We start from the raw sequence: 18659 nt of genomic DNA on the forward strand, positions 1-18659 counted from the left end.
TTTGCCTCACTGTCCCATGTTGCCGATCTTGACCAGCGTGATGAGATAGAACGCTACGACCAGAGCCCCAAGCACGATGCCGAGCGCGATGTTGCGCCCGCGACGGGACTTCTTCTGACGTTCATTGAGTTCAACGGTTTCCATCATGCACCTCCGAGCATCGCGATGAGCGACACGACGTAGTGATCGACCAGAAGGCCGGAGAAGATTGCGAAGAGATAGAGGATCGAGAAGCCGAACAGCTTCTTTGCCGGGATCATCTTCTCGTCGCCGTCCGGCATCCGCCAGACGGCGATGGAACAGAGCACGAGACCGACACCAAGCGCCGCAGCAAAAATACCATAGCCGATGCTCGAAAGCCCGGTAAAGGAAGGAACCACCGCGAGGGCGGCCGTCAAGACGGCGTAGATGAATATCTGCGTCTTCGTCGCAGCCTCACCGGCGACGTTTGGCAGCATAGGAACGCCGACGGCGCCATAGTCGCGCATCTTGAACAGGGCGAGCGCCCAGAAATGCGCGGGTGTCCAGAAGAAGATGATGAGGAACAGGACGATGCTGTCGATCGACACGCCGCCCGTAACGCAGGCCCAGCCGATCATTGGCGGGAAAGCGCCTGCCGCACCGCCGATGACGATATTCTGCGACGTGGAACGCTTCAGCCACATCGAGTAGACGACGGCGTAGAAAAAGATGGTGAAGGCGAGCAGTCCGGCCGAGATCCAGTTAACCGCCAGACCGAGGATGGCAACGGAAAAACCCGAGAGGATCAAGCCGAATGCGAGCGCCTCACGCGGCTCGATGCGACCCGCGGGGATCGGGCGACGCGCGGTACGGGTCATCACCGCATCGATATCGGCATCGTACCACATATTGAGCGCGCCGGATGCACCTGCGCCAACCGCGATGCAGACGATCGCAATCGCCGCCAAAACCGGATGGAGGCTGCCAGGCGCGAGAACGAGGCCCGCGAACGCGGTAAACACGACCAGCGACATGACCCTCGGCTTGAGAAGCTCGATGAAATCTCGCGCACCGGCTTCCGACAGGCGCAGATCGCCCTGTCCGCCCAGCACTTCGCAATCGTCGATGACCGTCATTCAGAATTCCAATACGCTTTGCCGGAGGACGCCGCCGCATCTCGTAAAGAGTGCGGCGGCGGCTTATTCGGTCTTACTTGATCCGGGGAAGCTGTTCCCACTGGTGGAACGGCGGCGGCGATGACAGCTGCCATTCCAGCGTGGTCGCACCTTCGCCCCACGGATTGTCGCCGGCGACACGCTTCTTGGCAAAGGCCTCGAAGACGCAGGCGAGGAAGATCAACACGCCGACACCCGAGATATAGGAGCCGATCGAGGACACGTAGTTCCAGCCGGCGAAGGCATCCGGGTAGTCGATGTAGCGGCGCGGCATACCGGCCAGCCCCAGGAAGTGCTGCGGGAAGAAGACCATGTTCACGCCGATGAACATGACCCAGAAGTGCAGCTTGCCGAGGAACTCGTTGTACATGTAGCCGGTCATCTTCGGGAACCAGTAGTACCAGCCCGCAAAGATGGCGAAGACGGCGCCCAGCGACAGAACGTAATGGAAGTGGGCCACAACGTAGTAGGTGTCGTGCAGCGAGCGGTCGAGACCGGCGTTGGCGAGCTGAACGCCCGTGACACCACCGACGGTGAACAGGAAGATGAAGCCGATCGCCCAGACCATCGGAGTGCGGAAGGTCAGCGAGCCGCCCCACATCGTCGCGATCCACGAGAAGATCTTGATGCCGGTCGGAACCGCGATCACCATGGTTGCGAAGAGGAAGTAGCGCTGCGCGGCGAGCGACAGGCCGACGGTGTACATATGGTGCGCCCACACTACGAAGCCGACGGCGCCGATCGCGACCATGGCGTAGGCCATGCCGAGGTAGCCGAACACCGGCTTCTTCGAGAAGGTGGCGATGATGTGGCTGACGATGCCGAAGCCGGGCAGGATCAGGATGTACACTTCCGGGTGACCGAAGAACCAGAACAGGTGCTGGAACAGGATCGGGTCACCACCGCCTTCCGGCGAGAAGAATGCCGTGCCGAAGTTACGGTCGGTGAGCAGCATCGTGATGCCACCGGCAAGCACGGGAAGCGACAGAAGCAGCAGGAACGCGGTGACCAGAACGGCCCATGCGAACAGCGGCATCTTGTGGATGGTCATGCCCGGAGCGCGCATGTTGAGGATCGTCGTGATGAAGTTGATCGCACCGAGGATCGACGCGGCACCCGCGACGTGAAGCGCGAAGATGGCGAGATCGACCGCCGGTCCCGGCTGACCCGAGGTCGCCAGGGGCGGATAAAGCGTCCAGCCGCCACCGACACCATAGGCGCCGGCCGGACCTTCGACGAACATCGACAGAAGCAGCAGGATGAAGGCCGGGACGGTGAGCCAGAACGAGATGTTGTTCAGGCGCGGGAAAGCCATGTCAGGCGCGCCGATCATGATCGGGATCATCCAGTTGGCGAAACCGCCGATCAGCGCGGGCATGACCATGAAGAAGATCATGACGAGCGCGTGCGCCGTGGTGAACACGTTGTACATGTGCTTGCCGCCATCGATGGCAGCATCACCCTCAAAGCCATAAACCATGGCGGCCAGGCCGTGGAAGATCTGGATACCCGGGTCCTGCAGTTCCGCACGCATCGCGATCGACAGGAGCGCGCCGATGATGCCGGCGGTGATTGCGAAGATCAGGTAGAGAGTCCCGATATCCTTGTGGTTCGTGGAAAAGAACCAACGGGTGAAGAAACCCGGCTTGTGATCATGGTGATCGTCATGCGCATGGTGCGCGTGTTCGTCGTGGGCAACAGGTCCGGCCATTGTCCTCACTCCCTCAGTTCGAAACGTTGTCTGCGACCTGCACCGACGCATCGGTGCCGTCCACGGCGGCCATCAGGGCCTTGTTGGCCTCACCGAGGTTGCCGGCGGCAGCCTGGAGCCAGGCGCTGTACTGGTCTTCCGACACGATACGGATCGCGATCGGCATGAACGCATGGTCCTTGCCGCAAAGCTCCGAACACTGGCCGTAGAAGAGACCCTCGCGCTCAGCCTTGAACCAGGTTTCGTTCAGACGACCCGGAACCGCGTCGATCTTCACGCCGAAGGACGGCATGGCGAACGCATGGATGACGTCGGTGGGCGCTGCGGTCACAAGAAGACGAACAGTCTTGCCGACCGGCAGAACCAGCTCATTGTCCACGGCCAGCAGCCGAGGATAGGTTGCGACATCAACCTTGCCTGCCGCGGCGCGGTCTTCGTCCTTCAGCAGGTAGCTGTCGAACGAAACGGCATTTTCGCCTTCATACTCGTAGCTCCAGAGCCATTGGGTGGCGGTCGCCTTGACCGTGATGTCCGGATTGCTCGGGATCGTCAGCTGCGCGGTCAGCAGGTTAAAAGACGGGATCGCGAAAAACAGAAGAACGAGAACCGGGCCAACGGTCCAGACGATCTCGATCATCGTATTGTGGCTCGTCTTCGACGGGACCGGGTTGGCCGCAGCGCGGAAGCGCATCACCACGACGATCAAAAGCACGAGCACGAAGATCGTGATCGGTACGATGAACCAGAGCGTATACTGTTCGAACCAACGAATCTGCTCCATGATCGCGGTCGCGGCGGGCTGAAGACCCATCTGCCACGGGTATGGCTGGTCGGCATTCGCGCCGGATGCAAAAAACAGACAGATCAGCGTGGTAAACGCTGCAAGGGCCCTGTTCGTCACTTTAATTCACTCCCCACGTGCGTTTGATCCATATCAAATGGAAACGCGAATTCCATGCTAGGTTCGTCGTTTCAAATCATAGTTTGGCTCCAATCGCAATATACCGCCGGCGGCCCATCTTCGCCAAACTTGCAATCGGTCAAATCCGGCCCAGCCAAGTGCGTCAAATTGCCTCTCCCGCAACTCACAATCACCAAATTCGATCCCGGCGACGTCCCAATTATGCCGTGATCGGCTGGAAAAGGGGGCTCGGGGCTTTTCAACGCGCCGCCCCGGCGACAAGAATACGGCCGATGATTCGTTTTCCAGAGGTTCCCATGTTTTTGACCGGATTGGCACGGCGCGGCGTCGCGATTGCCCTGGCCGCGTCGTTTGGCCTGGCGCCGGCCGCGGCTCAGCAAGCGCAGCCGGGGACGATTCGCTCGAACCATGGTGCATGGTCCGTGATCTGCGATACTCCTGCCGGCTCGACCGTCGAGCAGTGCGCGCTGATGCAGAACGTCATCGCCGAGGATCGTCCGGAGGTCGGCCTTTCGGTCGTGGTGCTGAAGACAGCCGACCGCAAGGCTCGGATCCTGCGCATCCTGGCGCCTCTCGGCGTGCTGCTGAAGGACGGAATGGAGCTCTATGTCGACGGCAACAACATCGGCCGCGCCTATTTCACCCGCTGCTTCTCCGAAGGCTGCTACGTCGAAGTGGAGATCGACGAGGAGTTGATGAAGATTCTTCGGGCCGGCAAAAGCGCGGTCTTCGCGCTCCGCGAGTCGGCCGATCAGGATCGCGTCGGCATACCGATCGAACTCGTCGGCTTCGCCGAAGGTTACGATATCCTGCCCTGACCATGCCTTGCCCCTGGGGTTCATCGCGCCTACATGGGTCTCAACCCAGGAGACGATGATGACGAGCGACCTTCTTACTCTGTTTGATTGCGACGAGACCACCCTCACCCGACGGGTCGCCGAAGCGCTAGACGGAGCCGACGATGGCGAACTGTTTGTAGAGCACGCCCAATCGGAATCGCTGACCTTCGACAACGGTCGCATGAAGGGCGGCAGCTTCAACACGGACCAGGGCTTTGGCTTGCGTGCCGTCGCGGGTGAAGCCGTCGGCTATGCGCATGCCGGCGATCTTTCAGTCGCAGCGCTCAGCCGCGCGGCCGATGCGGTGGGCGCGGTAACGCGCGGCTATTCCGGCTCCTATGCAGCCGCTCCGCAGCGGACGAACACAAAACTCTATACCGATGAAAACCCGATCGGTTCTCCGAGCTTCGAGGAGAAAGCGAAGCTGCTTGCCGAGATCGATGCCTACCTTCGGGACAAGGATCCGAAGGTGCGACAGGTCAGCGCCTCGATCGCAGCCAGCTGGCAGGTCGTCGAAATTCTTCGGGCGGATGGTCACCGGGTGCGGGATATACGGCCGATGACCCGGATCAACGTCTCCGTCGTTGCCGGCGACGGTGATCGTCAGGAAAGCGGATCCTACGGGACTGGCGGACGTGTCGCGTTTTCCGATTTCCTGACCGAGGAAAGCTGGAGGCTCGGGGCCGACGAAGCCTTGCGCCAGGCGCTGGTCAACCTTGAAGCAGTCGACGCCCCCGCCGGCACCATGGACGTCGTTCTCGGCGCCGGCTGGCCGGGCGTCATGCTGCACGAAGCGGTCGGCCATGGACTGGAAGGCGACTTCAATCGCAAGAAGACCTCCGCATTTGCGGACCTCATGGGTGAGATGGTCGCCTCGCCCGGCGTGACCGTTGTCGATGACGGCACGATCGACAGCCGGCGCGGCTCCATCACCGTCGACGACGAAGGCACACCGTCGGCCTACAACGTGCTGATCGAGAACGGTCGCCTCGTCGGCTATATGCAGGACCGACAGAATGCCCGCCTCATGGGAATGAAGCCGACCGGCAACGGACGTCGTCAGGGCTATTCGCACCAGCCGATGCCGCGCATGACGAACACCTACATGCTTTCGGGCGACAAGACGCCCGAGGAGATCATTTCCTCCGTGAAGAAGGGAATCTATGCCGTGTCGTTCGGCGGCGGCCAGGTGGATATCACCTCGGGAAAGTTCGTGTTCGGCTGCACGGAGGCCTACCTGATCGAGAACGGCAAGATCGGCGCGCCGGTGAAGGGTGCGATGTTGATCGGCAACGGTCCCGACGCCATGAAGCGGATTTCCATGATCGGCAACGACATGTCGCTTGACCGCGGCATCGGCAATTGCGGCAAGGCCGGCCAATGGGTCCCCGTTGGCGTCGGCCAACCGCATCTGCGGATGGATCAGGTGACGGTGGGCGGCACGAAGGCTTGAGAGAAAACGCCCTCGTTCCCGAATTTGCCGTAACCGACTGGAAAGCCAGCCGGTCGTTCTACGTGGATGTGATCGGCTTTACCGTCGCCTATGAGCGACCGGAGGAAGGCTTCTGCTTCCTTCGACTGGGCGATGCACAACTCATGATCGACCAGATTGGCGCCGGTCGCACCTTCGAGCTTTTGGAAGCTCCTCTTGAAAAACCTTTGGGTCGAGGCCTGAACGTCCAGATACGGGTGCCGGATGTGTGGGTGATTATCGATCGGCTGAGCTCAGCCGGGATCTCGCTTTACATACCACTCGAAGAACGATGGTATCGCCGCGATGATGCCGAGGTCGGCAACCGGCAGTTCGTCGTTGCCGATCCGGATGGCTATCTGCTGCGGCTGTTCGAGGATCTGGGCGAGCGACCCTTGACGGATCGCTTCTAAAAGCGTGGGCCTTCAGCTTATTGATAGGGCGTTTCGTAAGGGCTAGGTCACCCCTGCACAGCGAGGCACGCCATCGAACGCTTCTTGAGCGTCGCACATGCGGCCCATGCGTCGTCCTTGTCGGAAAAACCGACGAAACGGGCTCGGTAGAGGGTTTTGCCGCCGGTATCGACCGCCTCGGTGTAGGTCTGCAGTCCCGAAAGGGGACCGCCGACTTCGGACTGGACGCGGCTTAAAAGGTCGAGCGCAGCCTGCTTCGTTTCCGCCGCCGCGATCTGGATCTGCCAGCCACCGGCGGGCGGTGATAGCACCGCTTCGGTGGCCGTCTGCCGCGACAGCGTCGCAGAAGCTGCGGCCTCTCCGGCATAGGCTGTCTCGATGCGGGCGGTCGGGACGGGCGCATTCGCCTCGGCCATGCCAATGACGGCAGCGATTCTGTCGTGGCGCGGCGTCGGAACGGGCACGTTGTCACCAAGACGGGCGAGCACGGCCGACGCCGAGCCGGAACTCGCTACGAGGCGCGAGCCTCCCGACGCTTGCCCGATATAGCCGTCGATCAGGTTCTCCATGATCTTGTCGCGGCTCTTTGCCGTGCGGCCACCCATCACGACCCCGATCACACGACGATCGCCCTTGCTAACCGCGCTCACCAGATTGAAGCCAGAGGCATTGGTGTAGCCGGTCTTGATGCCGTCCATACCGCGATAGCGATACATGAGATTGTTGTGACCACGGATTGTTTTGCCCCGGAAGGCGAAGCTCTTGGTGTTGAAGAGCTTGTATTCCTCCGGAAAATCCCGAAGCAGCGCTACACCCAGCGTGGACATATCGCGAGCCGTCGTTACCTGCCGCTTGTCGGGAAGACCGGAGGCGTTGCGGAACACGGTGCGCGTCATTCCAAGCGCCCTCGCCCGCTCCGTCATCATTTCCGCAAACTGGCTTTCGGTGCCGCCGAGCTTTTCCGCCAGCGCGGCCGCGGCATCGTTCGCGGAGACGACGATCAAGGCCATGACGGCCTCGCGGACGGTGATGGAATCGCCGGGTTTCACCCACAGCTTGGTTGGCGGCCGGGCGGACGCGTGTTTCGAAAACGGGACCTTGCTGCTCCAAGACAACTTGCCGCGGCGGATCGCGTCATAGGTCATGTAAAGCGTCATCATCTTCGTTAGGGAGGCCGGGTGATTGAGCTCATCGGGATTTTCCGAGGCAAGAACACGACCGGTTCGAGCATCGAGCAGAAGTTGGGCGCTGCCTGCCAAAGCCAACTGGGGTGCAAGAACCAATGCAGCAAGGCAGGATACGGCGATCAACAGCTTCTTCATACGTCCCCTCAATCCGGAAAATATCGATTGTGGCCGGCGATCGCCGGCGAGCCGGCCTACCGGCCAAAATGGGCATGCGGGGTGCAGTAGTGCCAAAATGGGGCAACAATCGCACGGAAACGCGGTCTCAAATTGTTACGGTTAAAAATGCGTAAATATCCTTGCGCGAAGACTGTGGCCGATACAATCGGACGAAAGTCCTAATCGCTGCACCATCGCAGCCGTTTCGCGATGGCCAAAATCTTCGGCGGTGAAGATTTCCGCGCTCCGGAAAAAAAGCGCTTTACCTCAACGGCACTCGAGGTTGTAGCGTCCGCCATCAGTGCAGAGGAATGACATGATGGATCAACGGAGTGAACAGGCAGCGGCGGCAACAGCCGGTGACGAGTTGCGGGCAGGCTGGGCGGAACTCCTGGAACCGCGGTACGCTCTGACAACCTTGATGCTCTGCATCGGCGTGGCTCTCTATGCCTTCAATGGTTTCCTCGTCTCGACCGTGCTGCCAAGCGCAGTTGCGGAACTCGATGGCGCCTCCCTCATTTCCTGGTCGCTCAGCCTCTATCTGGCTGCCTCGATCGTTGCCGGCGCATGCGCCGCGCTCCTCAAGATGCGGTATGGCGCGAGAGCGACGCTTGTCGGCGCGGCGATCATCTTTCTCGGCGGAACCCTGATCGCCGGAACGGCGTCCGACATGCCGACCATGCTGGGTGGACGATTGTTGCAAGGCTTCGGGGAAGGTCTGGTGGCCGCCCTTTGCTATGCACTCATACCGGATATGTTTCCTGAACGCCTCGTCCCCAAGGTGTTCGGGGTGGAGGCCGGCGTCTGGGCGGCGGCGGCCTTCGGAGGACCGGTTGCTGCCGGTCTGCTGACCGAACACGTTTCCTGGCGCATGGCATTCCACGTCAACCTGCCGATTATACTGCTGTTTCTCGCGCTGGCGGTGTTGATTGCGCCGAAAAGAGAAACCGGCGCCGCGCCGCGACCACTCCGGCTGCCGGGGTTGCGCCTCATCATTCTGTCATTCGCTCTTGGTGCAGTGATGCTTGCCGCGATTGCCGGCACGATCAGCGCGTCGGCGGCACTGATCATCGCATCGGCACTGGCCATCCTCCTGCTCATCCGGATCGACCGGCGCTCCGGTGCTTCCTCCATACTTCCAACCGCCGCCTTCTCCACAAGCGGCCTGCCCGGCCTCACCCTCTGGATCGTCTTCCTGATGGCCGTGGCGCAGGCGACAAGCAGCGTTTATCTGGTGTTCGCCCTGCAGAACCTTTTCGGTTTCTCACCCACGCTGGCCGGAGCGATCGGAGCGTTGATGGCGATCTGCTGGAGCGTGTCGGCCATCCTCGTCGCCCACGTTTCAGGCGTCGGCCAGCAGCGGCAGACCCTCTGGGCCGGGCCGATGCTTCAGGTCGTCGGATTGATCTGCATCCTGATCGGTATCTCCGGCGGATGGCTGGCGGCGATCATCGCCGGACAGATTTTCATCGGCAGCGGCTTCGGTATCAGTTGGGCCTTCATCAGCCAGACATCGATGATGGCGACCCCGGCGACGGAGCGCGACAAGACCTCGGCGCTCTTGCCGACGCTGCAATCCACGGGCTTCGCGATCGGCGGGGCGCTGTGCGGGTTCGCGGCGAATGCCGGCGGCCTTGCCGAGCAGTCGAGCGGTGACGCCGTTCGTCAGCCGCTGACCTTTGCGTTTCTAGCGGCCGTTGCCTGGGCCATTCCCGCAGTCGCTGCCGGATGGCGTGCCATGAGGCGATCCTCGTCTCGATCCTGACGCTTCCGCGTGAAGGATAGGATTCAGCGTCGCTTAACGGCTCGCGACTATCGTTCCGCGCGACGAACGAGGCAGCCGCGCGCGAAGGATGCGGCCAACGGGGAACGACAGCCATGCTGAAAAACCAGGTCAAGCGCGCCATCATCACGGGTGGACTGGAGGCCGCCTACATATTGCAAAGCCTCCGCCTTCTCTCAGGCGCGCGCGGACGCGGCGCCATCTTCACGCTCCATCACGTGCGGCCATACATGCCTCGGCAGGCGCCGATCAACGCCCATCTCGAAATCACACCCGAATTCCTGGACACTGCGATCCGAAGTCTTAAGGCCGACGGATACAGGTTCGTGCGGCTTGAGGACGTTCCGCAAATCCTGATGTCCGGCAGCAGCGATGCTCCGTTCGCGGTCTTCACGCTGGATGACGGGTTTCGCGACAATGCCGAGCATGCCCTCCCCGTCTTCCAGCGCCACGGCGTGCCGTTCACCGTCTTCGTCTGCAAGGGCTTTTCCGAACGTACCCATGTCTTGTGGTGGGAAATCCTCGAAAAGCTCGTCAACCAGGATGAACCGCTGGAATTCGACAGTGGCGACGGCATGCGCCGGTATCCTCTGGGAACGCGCGACGAACGATATGCAGCGGCTGCCGCGATCGGTCAGGCGATCACCAGCAAGGACGAGGCGGATGCGACCGCAAGACTGGTTTCCCTGGCAACGGAACGTGGGATCGATGCCCCAGCGCTGACGAAGAACCTGGTGATGGATGGAAACGAGCTTCGAGCCCTGGCGGCAGAACCGCTCGCGAGCTTGGGCGCACATACCGTCAGTCACCGCGCGCTTGCCGTCCTTGGGGAAAACGAGGTGACGTCCGAGCTTGCAGACTCGGCGGACTACGTCGCATCCATCACAGGCACACGCCCGACCACCTTCGCTTATCCCTATGGTGATGGCCGCAGCGTCAGCGACACAACGATCGCGGCCGTGGGCGGATGCGGCTTTGACGTGGCGGTCACCACCCGGCCCGGAACGCTGAGTGCAACTGACGTCAATCGGGCCATCGCACTGCCGCGGATTTCTCTCAACGGCCATTTCCAGAAGGCACGCTATGTCTCGGCGCTTGCAAGCGGCATTCCGTTCAAACTGACGGGCGGCTGAGCGACACCCTCAGGGGTACATGCGTACCTTGTTCCAGTCGCCATCCGGCGTGTCCCGGCGGAATTCGATCCGGTCATGCAGCCTGAACTTGCGATCATGCCAGAACTCGATCGACACAGGCTTGATTCGGAAGCCCGACCAATGCGGAGGCCTCGGAATATCGCCGATAGCGTAGCGAGCGGTGTATTCTGCCACGGCCTTTTCGAGCGCAAAACGGCCTTCGAGCGGGCGCGACTGTTTCGAGGCCCAGGCGCCGATACGGCTGCCGACCGGCCGGGAGCGAAAGTACTCGTCGGCTTCAGCGTCGCTCACAACCTCCACGTCGCCGCGCAGACGCACCTGGCGGCGCAGCGATTTCCAGTGAAAACACATGGCCGCCTTCTTCTGGCCAAGGATTTCACGTCCCTTCTGGCTTTCGAAATTGGTGTAGAAGACGAAGCCCCTGGCATCAAAGCCCTTGAGCAGAACCATCCTGACGTTCGGAAGGCCGTTTTCGTCGACGGTTGCAACCGCCACCGCATTGGGATCGTTTGGTTCCGAGGCTTCGGCATCCTTCAACCAGGCCCCGAAGAGGGCGAAAGGCTCGTTCTCTTCCGTAAAGTCACCAGTTGTTAACAATGAGTCCGACATATTGATTCAATTGCTCCTGAACGACATTCTGGATGCCCGGCCTCGTACGACTGGACTGGATGCCTTGGAAGACATAGCAAAGTCGAATGACGACACAAAGGGGTTCAAGATGCGGCTTCGCGTCCTACCTGCCTTAGCCGCCATCGGCCTGTCCCTGAGCGGCTGTGTCGGCGGGGGGCTTGATCTTTTCGGGGGCGAGAAGGTCGACCGGTCGATCTCCACTAGCACTGTCGCCAAAGGCCGCCCGGGCGGAAGCACGGATGAGATTACGGTACAGAATGCCGTTTCCTCGGCGGACCTCGAGAAGGTCGGCGCGAATCCGCTTCCATGGGCCAACGCCGCGACGGGCAGCGCGGGCGTCATCAGCGTGATCCGCGAGAATCGTGATGGGACGACGGTTTGCCGCGAATTCACCACGACCCGTCACGCCTATGACGGCATAGCAAGGTTCGACGGCAAGACTTGCATGACCGGCGACGGCAAGTGGAACCTGCTCGCCTTCGATCGCGAACGCTGATCGCCGGTGCTGTCGCAAAACGGGTCAAAGCCGCCCGAGCGGCGACAACGGCCGTAACCTCTAATTAGCAAGTTGTTGTCATGATCCGCGGAATGGGACGTCCGCGGATGGCGAGCGGCGCAGTGGGTTCAAGATCGGGCGCGGCAGATGATCCTGCACGCCAGTCATGTTTTCAGTCGGTGATCTTTGATGCGTGATCCTTATTCTATCCTCGGCGTAAAGCGGGATGCAGACGCCGAGGAAATCAAGGCGGCCTGGCGCGCCAAGGCCAAATCCGTTCACCCGGACCAGAACCGGGACGACCCGCACGCAACCCAACGGTTCGCCGAGGTCGGGAGGGCCTACGAGGTGTTGAAGGACCCAAGCAAGCGCAGTCGCTACGACAAGCAGCGTTTGATGGCCGAAGCGCGGGCACGCGAACAGACGATCATGCAGCAGCGCGAAGCCGCACGCGAAGCCGCCGAACGGGCAAAGGTCGCCAAGGCCAACGCCGAGCGCATCCTTGCCGAATTGGCAAAAGCCGAAGCGGAGAAGGCCAAGGCTGAAAAGGCGACGCAGGCTGCCATGCAGGCCGCTCAGTCGTCTACCCAATCGCCCCAGTCGAATGGGGGGCAGAAGCCTCAGCCCCAGGCTCAGGCAAAGCCCTCTGCACCCAAACCCGAGGCGCCGCAGGCTGAAAAGTCCGAAAGCCCGGAAGACGTGGTGTCCCGGATTTTTGGCGCATCGCCGGAGGCGCAAGCCGCCGCGGAAAATATGCGCCGCGATGGCGAGGGAACGCAGGACGCGGCAGAGGGCGAAGGAACGGCGGAGAATTCCGGCCGCACGCTCGGCCCGTTCGAACTGATTACCTCGCTTGTGCGCAGGCTGCGCGGGGTTCAGCCGCCGCCGGAGAAGGCGCCAGATCTTTTCATTGATGCGACCGTCGCGATCGATGACCTGATCAACACCGTCTCCATCACCGCGACCCTTGCGGATGGCCGCGACATTCGCGTGCCGCTCGACGGGGGCCTCACCGATGGCGATACCGTCCGCGTCAAGGGTCAAGGGCTCAAGCTCAACGGCATGCAGCGCGGCGATGTCGTCGTCACGCTTAAGGTCTTGAAGTCGGAGAAATTCCGCGCCGATGGGCTTGATATCCGTACCGTTCTGCCCGTGACACTCGAAAATGCGGTTCTCGGATGCGAAACGTCGGTTGAGGGTCCCGAAGGTCCGATTGAGCTGACAGTGCCCGCCTGGTCCGGATCGGACCAGATACTGACCATCGAGGGCAAGGGCTTGCCGGACGGCCAAGGCGGACGCGGCAACCTGTTGGTGGAGGTCAGGGTCCTCCTGTGGGAAAAGCCCGACGAAAAGGTCACCGATCTCATGCGCCTGATGCGTGAAGGCCTGTTTTTATAACGGTTTGATGACAGATACACCCTTTGTTACGCCACCAAACAGTAGATGATCCGCGGTAGCTTGAACGCCCGTGCCGGCTATGCCATAGGCAGACTTGATTAAAAGCATCAAGGAGCATGGAATGGCCCAGAGTTCTGGTCTGATGGCAGGCAAGCGCGGCGTCATCATGGGTGTTGCCAACAATCGTTCCATCGCATGGGGGATTGCAAAGGCCTGTCGCGAAGCGGGCGCGGAAATTGCGCTGACCTGGCAGGGCGATGCTCTGAAGAAGCGCGTCGAGCCGCTGGCGCAGGAACTGGACGCGCTTATGGCCGGCCATTGCGACGTTACCGACCTGGCGACGATTGACGAGGTCTTCGCGAACGTCGAGAAGGCATGGGGCAAGATCGACTTCGTCGTGCATGCCATCGCCTTTTCCGACAAGGACGAGCTCACAGGCCGCTACATCGACACCAGCCGCGAAAACTTCGCGAAGTCGATGGATATCTCGGTCTACTCCTTCACGGCCGTTGCAAATCGCGCCGAAGCGATCATGAATGACGGCGGTTCGCTGCTGACGCTCACCTATTACGGCGCCGAAAAGGTCATGCCGCACTACAACGTCATGGGTGTCGCCAAGGCGGCGCTCGAGGCGTCGGTGCGTTACCTCGCCGTCGACATGGGTGGACGCGGCATTCGCGTCAACGCGATCTCGGCCGGCCCGATCAAGACGCTGGCCGCCTCCGGCATCGGCGATTTCCGCTATATCCTCAAGTGGAACGAATACAACGCACCGCTGAAGCGCACGGTGTCGATCGAGGAAGTCGGCAAGTCGGGCGTCTATCTTTTGTCCGATCTTTCCACCGGGGTCACCGGCGAAGTGCACCATGTCGATTCCGGCTATCACACGGTCGGCATGAAGGCGGTGGACGCGCCTGACATCTCCGTCGTCAAGGAGTGAGTGGCCCGGAGGTCCCGTGCTCATCTATATGATCCGCCACGGGCAAACCGACTGGAACGCCGAGGGGCGCTTCCAAGGGCAGCACGACATCCCGCTCAACGACACCGGTCGCGGTCAGGCGACCGGCAATGGTGAAATGCTCGCGTCGCTGATCGGGGACGCGGCAGCCGACTATGATTTCGTGGCATCGCCTCTGTCGCGGACACGCGAGACCATGGAATTGTTACGGTCGGCAATGGGCCTGCGTCCCCTTGCCTACCGAACCGACGGCCGGCTGAAGGAAATCAGCTTTGGCGACTGGGAAGGCCATACCTTCCACGAGCTGGCACTGGAGTTTCCAGACAAGATCGCTGCGCGGGCCGCAGGTAAATGGGACTTCATTCCGCCTGGAACGGACGCGGAGAGCTACGAAATCCTGTCATGGCGCGTAGGCGCTTGGCTTGGCGAGGTGTCCCAGCCGACCATCTGCGTTGCCCATGGCGGGGTCATGCGCACCGTCATGAAACTCGTCGATGGTCGACCCGCCGACGACGCCTGCGAGATGAATATTCCGCAGGATCGTATTCTGAAAATAGACCGCGACGACGGCATCACCAGCTGGCTGTGACAGGCCGGTAGACACTGTCGTTACTGGATGATCTCCAGATCATCGACCACGCGCTTTCCGTCGACCTCGGTATAGAACACGATGACGTTCACACCGGCTTCCAGGCCTTCGAAGTTGAATTCTTCGGGGACAGCGTAGGTCTTGCCATCTTCAAGCGTCAGGCTGAGGCCATTGACGTCGACATTCCTGATCCGGGCCTCCACGTCCGCGCTTTCGGCGTTGGCGTGCAGCGGGGAAAGAAGACCGGCAATTGCCAGAAGCACGGAAATCATCAGTCGCATGTGAACAACCCTGGCAGTTATCGAGAGAAATGAACGGCTCAACAAAACTATCCTCCCAAATACGGCGAAAGTTGCTCGCAAACATGACAGTTCCGAGATTGATGACCGGATTACGCCTCGCAATCAAGCCGGACGCGAAGACGGGCAGCAGGGCACGGCTGTTTTTCCCCGGATAATGCCTTTTTGGAGGCGCTGCCTGACCCGTTGCCAGTCCATTCAATCATAAATTAACCGCGAAGAATTACCTCTGAAATACAAGGGCATCGGGGGCGATCACGAGTGAGACTGACACTATCGGGAAAAGATCAAGCTCCGGGCACGCGCGCCCGTTCGCTGGTGATGTTCACCGGCGCCGTTCTTGCCGCGCTTGCCATCATCGGCGCGGCCTTTCATCTCGATCAGAAAAACAGCGATGCGAACCGCGCCACGCTTATCGATATGATCGGCAAGGATGTGACCATGGTTGCCGCGGCGGTCGAACATCGATTGTCGGCCGACCTTGCAGCCGCCGAACAGCTGAGAGACACCTTGCGCACACGCGCGGACACGAGCCTCGATGACCTGAGCGAAATGGCCGACCGGCTGATGGAGCGGCACGATCACATCGCCTCGGTGGGACTTGCGCCCGGGTACGGGTTGCACTCGGTGAGACCGGCTCCCGATCTCAAGGGCGACACCCGCGCGCTGACCCGCCAACACATCGATGAACTGAAAGCGGCTCGCGACAACGGATCGACCTCAGCATCGATGAAGTATGATCCGACCGGCTTTCTCTCTCTTGCCGTCCCCATGACCGTGGGCGACAGCACGTCCAAGCAGGACTGGGGCGCGCTCGCTCTGACGCTGCACAAGGATGATTTGATGAAGGCCGTTGGCCTGACTTCCCTTGCAGAGCGGTCGGCGGCGGATGGTGTCGATCTCGTGCTGACGATCCGGCAGATCGCCGACGATGGCAAGGTGACGATGATCCATGGTCCGGATGTGCCTCAATCCCTCGCGCCGGTGGTTCGCGAGATTCCTGTTCCGGGGGGTAAATGGCAGATCATTGCCGTCCCCGCCGGCGGCTGGGACGTCCAAAATCCGGCAAAAATATCCTTCCGCGTTTTTGTAGCGGCAACCTCGCTGATGCTGATCGTGCCGATCTTCTTCGCAACGCTGCTTCTCGGAGAGCGGAACCGCAACATCGCCACGCTGCGCACGCGCGAAGAGAAGCTGGTCGAGCTGTCGCAGCGGTTCGACCTCGCCATGAACGCCGCAAGTATCGGCGTCTGGGAAGCGTGGGAGCCGGAACACAGACTATACTGGGACGACCGCAGCTCGCAACTTCACGGCTGCGCTCCTTGTGACAAGGAAAGTGTCAACCGTATCTCGGACTGGCAACAGGCAGTCCATCCGGACGACATGAAATTCGTCGACGATTCCTTCCGCTTTCTCCGCAAGGCCGGAGAGAACCAGATTCTGGACATCATCTACCGGGTGAGGCTGGAAGACGGCTCGATCCGCCATCTCCGGCTCGTCAGTTCCTGCTCGACCACCCCCGATTTCAAGACGAAGTTTACCGGCATCGTCTGGGACGTGACATCAGACGTGCTGATGAACCGTGACCTGCAGAACGCCAAGGAAACCAGCGACATCAAGAACGCCGAGCTTGAGCTGGCGCTGGACGAACTGTCGAGCCGGGAACATGAGCTGGCCGAGCTGTCGCACAAGTTCGATCTCGCCCTCGCCTCCTATAATTGCGGCATCTGGGAAGCGGACCTGACCAATGGCGGTGCCATCTGGGACGAGCGCATGCATCAGTTGTACGGTCTCCCCTTCAGCGCCGAGCGCGTGACGGAAGAGCAGTGGCTGGGCTGCATCCATCCGGACGACCGCCGATCCGTGCTTGATACGACCAACCAGGCGATCCGCCGCCATACCACCCTGCAGAGCATCCAGCGCATCCTGCTGCCCGATGGGGATTTCCGCTACGTCCGGTCCGTCGGCCAGGTGCACACGGGTCGCGACGGAAACCAGAAAATCATCGGGATAGCCTTCGATGTGACTGCCGACGTGCTCCTGACGGAGGAATTGAAGGTTGCCAAGGAGGAGGCCGACGCCCGCAATATTGAACTGGAGCTGACGAAGGCGCGCATCGAGTACAACTCGCTGCACGACCCTCTGACCTCACTTGGCAATCGCCGCAAGATCGACATGGAGCTTGATGCCCTGTCACGAGAAAGCCAATCGCGCCGCATCAAGTTCGCGATCCTGCATCTCGACCTCGACCGGTTCAAGACGATCAACGACACCCTGGGACATGCCGCAGGCGATGCGATGCTGGTGCACGCGTCGCAAGTTCTAATGCGCCACGTCAGGCGGGGAGACATCGTCGCGCGGATCGGCGGCGACGAATTCGTCATCCTGGCGACGGAGACATCAGGCCCGGACGCGCTTGCCGCACTCTCTTCGCGCATCATCGAGGAAATGAGCCGCCCGATCGATTTCGAGGGTTTCCAATGCCGCTGCGGCGTCTCGATCGGCATCGCCCAGGCTCACGGCACGCATATCGACGCGCGAAAGATCCTCGTGAACGCCGACATCGCGCTTTACCAGGCAAAGGAAAAGGGCCGAAACGGCTTCCAGTTCTTCACCCACGAACTGCAAGCGAACATCGTCAACAGCAAGCGCATGGCCGATGAAATGCTGGCGGGACTGGAGCGCGACGAATTCACCGTCTGGTATCAGCCGCAATATGACGCCAGCACGATGCATATGACCGGAGCGGAGGCTTTGGTTCGGTGGAATCACCCGGAACGCGGTGTGCTGCCCTCTGGCGCGTTCCTGAAGACGGCCGAAGAACTCAACGTCATGGCACGCATCGATCAGCTCGTGCTGGAACTTGCCCTCCGGGACAAGATGCGTCTGACAGCACGCGGCATCATGCTACCGAAGATCTCCGTCAACGTGTCATCCAAGCGCCTTCACGACGAGGCGCTGATCGACAGCCTGACAGGGCTTGCCCTGTCTCCCGGGGAAATCTGCTTCGAACTGGTGGAATCGATCTTTCTCGATGACAGCGACGATGTCACCGTCCACAACATCGAACGGATCAAAGCGCTGGGGATCGACATCGAAATTGACGATTTCGGCACCGGCCACACCTCCATCGTCAGCCTGCTGAAGCTCAAGCCCAAGCGGCTGAAGATCGACCGGCAGCTTGTGATGCCGATCCTCGACTCTCCTCAGGAACGGACGCTGGTGCGCTCGATCATCGACATCGCCCGCTCGCTGGGTATCGAGTCGGTGGCGGAAGGGGTGGAAACACCGCAACACGCGCATCTGCTTCGAGAACTCGGATGCGACATCCTGCAGGGATTCGCATTCGCCAAGCCGCTGTCGTTCGACGAGTTTGTCGAACTCGCCAATACGACCGTGCTGCCGAAGGCCTCCTGATCCTTCGACAGGTGAACAGCGTGTCATGCGTGGATGCACAGGAAGGGCTTTCCCGCCGTCCGGCTTTCCCGTAAGAGTGTGCCCGCTTGAAAACAGAGGG

17 protein-coding genes are annotated in these 18659 nt (G+C 61.0%); 10 read left to right on the forward strand and 7 right to left on the reverse strand.

Annotated features, from left to right (window positions below; genetic code table 11):
- Positions 1-6: 6 nt before the first annotated feature.
- From J5J10_RS13510 to coxB, 4 genes are all read right to left on the reverse strand, one after another.
- Positions 7-144 (reverse strand): hypothetical protein, encoded by a 138-nt coding sequence (locus J5J10_RS13510; RefSeq protein ID WP_208548636.1) that lies wholly within the window; start codon positions 142-144, stop codon positions 7-9.
- A complete protein-coding gene (locus tag J5J10_RS13515) occupies positions 144-1097 on the reverse strand; it encodes a heme o synthase (RefSeq protein WP_208548635.1) in 954 nt (317 codons plus the stop codon). Before J5J10_RS13515 ends, J5J10_RS13510 begins: the two co-directional genes overlap by 1 nt.
- 73 nt (positions 1098-1170) lie before the next feature.
- Positions 1171-2847, reverse strand: coding sequence for a cytochrome c oxidase subunit I (gene ctaD, locus J5J10_RS13520; protein ID WP_211930275.1), 1677 nt, complete (start codon positions 2845-2847; stop codon positions 1171-1173).
- Between the two features lie 13 nt (positions 2848-2860).
- Entirely contained in the window at positions 2861-3748 is an 888-nt protein-coding gene (coxB, locus tag J5J10_RS13525; RefSeq protein ID WP_211930276.1) for a cytochrome c oxidase subunit II, read from the reverse strand.
- A gap of 317 nt (positions 3749-4065) precedes the next feature.
- On the opposite strand from coxB, the gene J5J10_RS13530 reads away from it, so the two are divergent.
- The 3 genes from J5J10_RS13530 to J5J10_RS13540 are packed head-to-tail and all read left to right on the forward strand — an operon-like array spanning position 4066 to position 6492.
- Complete coding sequence (locus J5J10_RS13530) at positions 4066-4587, forward strand: invasion associated locus B family protein (RefSeq protein ID WP_211930277.1); 522 nt, start codon at positions 4066-4068, stop codon at positions 4585-4587.
- 58 nt (positions 4588-4645) lie between these two features.
- Entirely contained in the window at positions 4646-6061 is a 1416-nt protein-coding gene (gene tldD, locus J5J10_RS13535; RefSeq protein WP_211930278.1) for a metalloprotease TldD, read from the forward strand.
- The gene (locus tag J5J10_RS13540) at positions 6058-6492 is read left to right on the forward strand and encodes a VOC family protein (RefSeq protein ID WP_211930279.1); all 435 of its coding nucleotides are present in this window, start codon (positions 6058-6060) and stop codon (positions 6490-6492) included. Before tldD ends, J5J10_RS13540 begins: the two co-directional genes overlap by 4 nt.
- Before the next feature lie 47 nt (positions 6493-6539).
- Here J5J10_RS13540 and J5J10_RS13545 read toward each other — a convergent pair whose 3' ends face one another.
- A complete protein-coding gene (locus J5J10_RS13545) occupies positions 6540-7814 on the reverse strand; it encodes a D-alanyl-D-alanine carboxypeptidase (RefSeq protein WP_211930280.1) in 1275 nt (424 codons plus the stop codon).
- A gap of 337 nt (positions 7815-8151) precedes the next feature.
- On the opposite strand from J5J10_RS13545, the gene J5J10_RS13550 reads away from it, so the two are divergent.
- Complete coding sequence (locus J5J10_RS13550) at positions 8152-9600, forward strand: MFS transporter (protein WP_211930281.1); 1449 nt, start codon at positions 8152-8154, stop codon at positions 9598-9600.
- Positions 9601-9713: 113 nt separating this feature from the next.
- Positions 9714-10751 carry a polysaccharide deacetylase family protein gene (locus J5J10_RS13555; protein WP_211930282.1) on the forward strand — a complete coding sequence of 346 codons (1038 nt, stop codon included), beginning with the start codon at positions 9714-9716 and terminating at the stop codon, positions 10749-10751.
- A 9-nt stretch (positions 10752-10760) separates the two neighbouring features.
- Here the strand turns inward: J5J10_RS13555 and pdxH are convergent, their stop codons facing one another.
- Positions 10761-11381, reverse strand: a complete 621-nt coding sequence (pdxH, locus tag J5J10_RS13560) for a pyridoxamine 5'-phosphate oxidase (RefSeq protein WP_211930283.1) — start codon at positions 11379-11381, stop codon at positions 10761-10763.
- A 64-nt stretch (positions 11382-11445) separates the two neighbouring features.
- Between pdxH and J5J10_RS13565 the strand changes: the two genes are divergently transcribed.
- From J5J10_RS13565 to J5J10_RS13580, 4 genes are all read left to right on the forward strand, one after another.
- On the forward strand, positions 11446-11898 hold the full coding sequence (locus J5J10_RS13565) for an RT0821/Lpp0805 family surface protein (RefSeq protein ID WP_208548625.1): 453 nt from the start codon (positions 11446-11448) through the stop codon (positions 11896-11898).
- 189 nt (positions 11899-12087) lie between these two features.
- Positions 12088-13296: a DnaJ C-terminal domain-containing protein gene (locus J5J10_RS13570; RefSeq protein WP_211930284.1), complete on the forward strand. Its 1209-nt coding sequence runs from the start codon at positions 12088-12090 to the stop codon at positions 13294-13296.
- A 121-nt stretch (positions 13297-13417) separates the two neighbouring features.
- Complete coding sequence (fabI, locus tag J5J10_RS13575) at positions 13418-14236, forward strand: enoyl-ACP reductase FabI (RefSeq protein ID WP_208548623.1); 819 nt, start codon at positions 13418-13420, stop codon at positions 14234-14236.
- Between the two features lie 16 nt (positions 14237-14252).
- Complete coding sequence (locus tag J5J10_RS13580; RefSeq protein WP_211930285.1) at positions 14253-14843, forward strand: histidine phosphatase family protein; 591 nt, start codon at positions 14253-14255, stop codon at positions 14841-14843.
- A 20-nt stretch (positions 14844-14863) separates the two neighbouring features.
- Here the strand turns inward: J5J10_RS13580 and J5J10_RS13585 are convergent, their stop codons facing one another.
- Positions 14864-15124: a DUF1344 domain-containing protein gene (locus J5J10_RS13585; RefSeq protein WP_208548621.1), complete on the reverse strand. Its 261-nt coding sequence runs from the start codon at positions 15122-15124 to the stop codon at positions 14864-14866.
- A 279-nt stretch (positions 15125-15403) separates the two neighbouring features.
- Between J5J10_RS13585 and J5J10_RS13590 the strand changes: the two genes are divergently transcribed.
- Positions 15404-18559, forward strand: a complete 3156-nt coding sequence (locus J5J10_RS13590) for an EAL domain-containing protein (RefSeq protein WP_349252069.1) — start codon at positions 15404-15406, stop codon at positions 18557-18559.
- The last annotated feature ends 100 nt before the right edge of the window (positions 18560-18659 follow it).

Source organism: Ciceribacter sp. L1K23 (genome assembly GCF_018122705.1).
In the GTDB taxonomy this organism is placed as follows: domain Bacteria; phylum Pseudomonadota; class Alphaproteobacteria; order Rhizobiales; family Rhizobiaceae; genus Allorhizobium.

Bases quoted from the DNA above. Each gene is read 5' to 3' on its own strand.
- J5J10_RS13510 (WP_208548636.1), bottom strand. From the start codon at position 144: ATGGAAACCGTTGAACTCAATGAACGTCAGAAGAAGTCCCGTCGCGGG.
- J5J10_RS13515 (WP_208548635.1), bottom strand. From the start codon at position 1,097: ATGACGGTCATCGACGATTGCGAAGTGCTGGGCGGACAGGGCGATCTG.
- ctaD (WP_211930275.1), bottom strand. From the start codon at position 2,847: ATGGCCGGACCTGTTGCCCACGACGAACACGCGCACCATGCGCATGAC.
- J5J10_RS13530 (WP_211930277.1), top strand. From the start codon at position 4,066: ATGTTTTTGACCGGATTGGCACGGCGCGGCGTCGCGATTGCCCTGGCC.
- tldD (WP_211930278.1), top strand. From the start codon at position 4,646: ATGACGAGCGACCTTCTTACTCTGTTTGATTGCGACGAGACCACCCTC.
- J5J10_RS13545 (WP_211930280.1), bottom strand. From the start codon at position 7,814: ATGAAGAAGCTGTTGATCGCCGTATCCTGCCTTGCTGCATTGGTTCTT.
- J5J10_RS13550 (WP_211930281.1), top strand. From the start codon at position 8,152: ATGATGGATCAACGGAGTGAACAGGCAGCGGCGGCAACAGCCGGTGAC.
- J5J10_RS13555 (WP_211930282.1), top strand. From the start codon at position 9,714: ATGCTGAAAAACCAGGTCAAGCGCGCCATCATCACGGGTGGACTGGAG.
- pdxH (WP_211930283.1), bottom strand. From the start codon at position 11,381: ATGTCGGACTCATTGTTAACAACTGGTGACTTTACGGAAGAGAACGAG.
- J5J10_RS13570 (WP_211930284.1), top strand. From the start codon at position 12,088: ATGCGTGATCCTTATTCTATCCTCGGCGTAAAGCGGGATGCAGACGCC.
- fabI (WP_208548623.1), top strand. From the start codon at position 13,418: ATGGCCCAGAGTTCTGGTCTGATGGCAGGCAAGCGCGGCGTCATCATG.
- J5J10_RS13585 (WP_208548621.1), bottom strand. From the start codon at position 15,124: ATGCGACTGATGATTTCCGTGCTTCTGGCAATTGCCGGTCTTCTTTCC.